At 69.2% G+C, this 383-nt stretch carries 1 protein-coding gene; it reads right to left on the bottom strand.

Going from position 1 to position 383, the window contains the following annotated elements; translation table 11 throughout:
- Positions 1-383 (bottom strand): aldehyde dehydrogenase family protein (locus AAIL66_RS24375; RefSeq protein WP_343497971.1); only part of this gene is annotated, 383 nt, incomplete at both ends.

Here is a 383-nt window from a genome sequence, read left to right as displayed (position 1 = left end):
CCCTGCTCGCGCGGGCCGTAGCTGCTGCCTTTGCGCCCGCCAAACGGCACGTGGTAGTCCACACCCGCCGTGGGCAGATTGACCATGACCATGCCGGCCTGGCTGTGGCGCTTGAAGTGCGTGGCGTGCTTGAGGCTGGTGGTCGCAATGCCGGCCGACAGGCCAAACGGCGTGTCGTTGGACACGGCCAGGGCCTCTTCGTAGTCCTTGACGCGGATCACGCTGGCCACGGGGCCGAAGACTTCCTCGCGGTTGATGCGCATGCCGACTTCGGTGTCCACGAACAGCGTGGGCGCCATGTAGTAGCCCTGCTTGCCGCTGCCCGTGTGGCAGGCCACGCGGGCGCCGCCGGCCGCCAGGCGCGCGCCTTCGGCCTTGGCGAT

Origin of the sequence: Comamonas sp. F1-6 (genome assembly GCF_039581415.1) — a bacterium.
Lineage (GTDB): Bacteria > Pseudomonadota > Gammaproteobacteria > Burkholderiales > Burkholderiaceae_C > Comamonas > Comamonas thiooxydans.
This window is presented reverse-complemented; position numbering and strand designations above follow the sequence as displayed.